Source organism: Streptomyces bohaiensis (genome assembly GCF_012033785.1).
Taxonomy (GTDB): domain Bacteria; phylum Actinomycetota; class Actinomycetes; order Streptomycetales; family Streptomycetaceae; genus Streptomyces; species Streptomyces bohaiensis.
The window spans coordinates 1-1,671 of the sequence record NZ_JAAVJC010000498.1 but is presented as its reverse complement, the minus strand read 5'-3'; the positions used below and the strand labels follow the sequence as shown (position 1 = coordinate 1,671).

The window sequence follows — 1,671 nt, the reverse complement described above, 5'->3', positions numbered from 1 at the left end:
CGGGGGTGAGCGCGGTGTCGACGGTGGCGAGGGTGATCGCGCCCAGCCCGGCGGTAGCCGCGAGGAGTCGGCTCCGGTGAGCGGTGTCGCGCCCGAGCCCGATCCGCCGCCGCGCCGGGGCGGTGCTACCGCTCCTTCTTCGTGCCGGCCCGCGCCGAACGACGCGGGCCGCGCGCCCCCACCCGCTGCCCCCACCCGCTGCCCCCACCCGCTGCGCCCGGAGCCGCAGCCGTGCCGCGGTCCTGGGACGGCAGCGGACGGCAGCAGGCGACCGGGTACCGGATGTGACCCCTCCGCATCCCACCGCGCCCGGTCGGGCGAGCAGCGAGGCAACCGGAAACCGCTGGTCGGGGCGGTGACCGGGCGGCGCGCGGCGGCTCGCCGCACCACGGTCGGGGAAGGTCCTGGAAAAACCTCGGGAAAATAGTTTGCGCAGGACCGAGCGATACGCATAGCGTGCTTCACGGCGCTGGAAGAGGCTCTCCTCGACCGGCTCCGCAGTTCCGAACAGCCCCGCAGCCACGACCGGCCGAGCCGGTCCCGTACACGCCGAAGGGAGGCGATTCCAGTGTCCGCAATCACCAACACCGGTCATGTCACCGTCGCCTGCCGAGGCGCCGGTACGACGGTTGCCGCTGTCAGCGGTGTCCGTGGCGGCTTCATCCCGGCAGTGACCCCGGTCGCTGCCGTGCGTGAGCGAGGCGCAGCCCTCGCCCCCGTCGCCGTGGTCGCCAATGAGCGGACCGCTACCGCCTACGGCTTTGCCGTCGCCGGTGTGGTCGCCGAGGCACCCGCCCAGCTGTTCGGACAGCAGAAGTCCCAGCTCCACCCGATGTGGGCCCTCCGCGGGCTCGATCCCTGGACCGATCCAACCTGATTCGTGAGTCAGGTCGGCGCCTCCAGGGCCGCGGAACCCCGTCAGGGGACCGCGGCCCTTCTGTTTGCCCTGAACAGAGACCGACACGAGACGAGGACACCTCCGTGCAACTCGCAGTCACCGCCCCGTCATCGCCCGACCTGCACTCACCACCGGATCCGGAGAAGCCCACCGTGACCCCTCTTTTCACCCTGAACGAGCTCGACGAGGCCATCGACCGCCTCGACACCGGCGTCCCCTGCCGCAGCTACGACCCCGAGGTCTTCTTCGCGGAGTCCCCCGAGGACGTCGAGTACGCCAAGTCCCTCTGCGGCACCTGCCCGCTCCGCGAGGCATGCCTCGCGGGCGCCAAGGACCGTCGCGAGCCCTGGGGCGTCTGGGGCGGCGAGCTGTTCGTCCAGGGGGTCGTCGTCCCCCGCAAGCGGCCCCGCGGCCGCCCCCGCAAGAACCCGGTCCCCGCGTCGTGACCCCCGGAACGATCGGCGCGCCGATGCCGCACGACCCCCACCTGGACGACGCCAAGGACACCCGCGTGCCCACCCCACGAACTCCGGCGCAGGAAGACCCGCGCCACTCCCAGAACAGGAACCGAAGAATGGAACTCATGCCCGAAGCCATGGCGCGCTCGCATATGAGCGAGCGGCTCCGGCAAGCGGAGAGCCAACGCCTGGCCACCGCGCTGCTGCTGGAACGCCGCTCCCGACGCCTGCAACGGCGCGCCGCCCGCGCGTCCCACCGCGCGCGGCGGGCGCTGGCCCGCGCCGTCATGTGACGGCCCGGCCGGCGCCGGCGGC

The 1,671-nt window shown here is 73.0% G+C and carries 3 protein-coding genes; all 3 read left to right on the top strand.

Annotated elements, in window-relative coordinates; genetic code table 11:
- Window positions 1-688 precede the first annotated feature (688 nt).
- The 3 genes from HCN52_RS24260 (at window position 689) to HCN52_RS26555 (ending at window position 1,649) form a co-directional block, all read left to right on the top strand.
- On the top strand, window positions 689-877 hold the full coding sequence (locus HCN52_RS24260) for a hypothetical protein (RefSeq protein WP_168090560.1): 189 nt from the start codon (window positions 689-691) through the stop codon (window positions 875-877).
- 104 nt (window positions 878-981) lie between these two features.
- A complete protein-coding gene (locus HCN52_RS24255) occupies window positions 982-1,344 on the top strand; it encodes a WhiB family transcriptional regulator (protein WP_168090559.1) in 363 nt (120 codons plus the stop codon).
- Complete coding sequence (locus HCN52_RS26555; RefSeq protein WP_512700794.1) at window positions 1,341-1,649, top strand: putative WhiB-interacting protein; 309 nt, start codon at window positions 1,341-1,343, stop codon at window positions 1,647-1,649. Before HCN52_RS24255 ends, HCN52_RS26555 begins: the two co-directional genes overlap by 4 nt.
- Window positions 1,650-1,671: the final 22 nt, after the last annotated feature.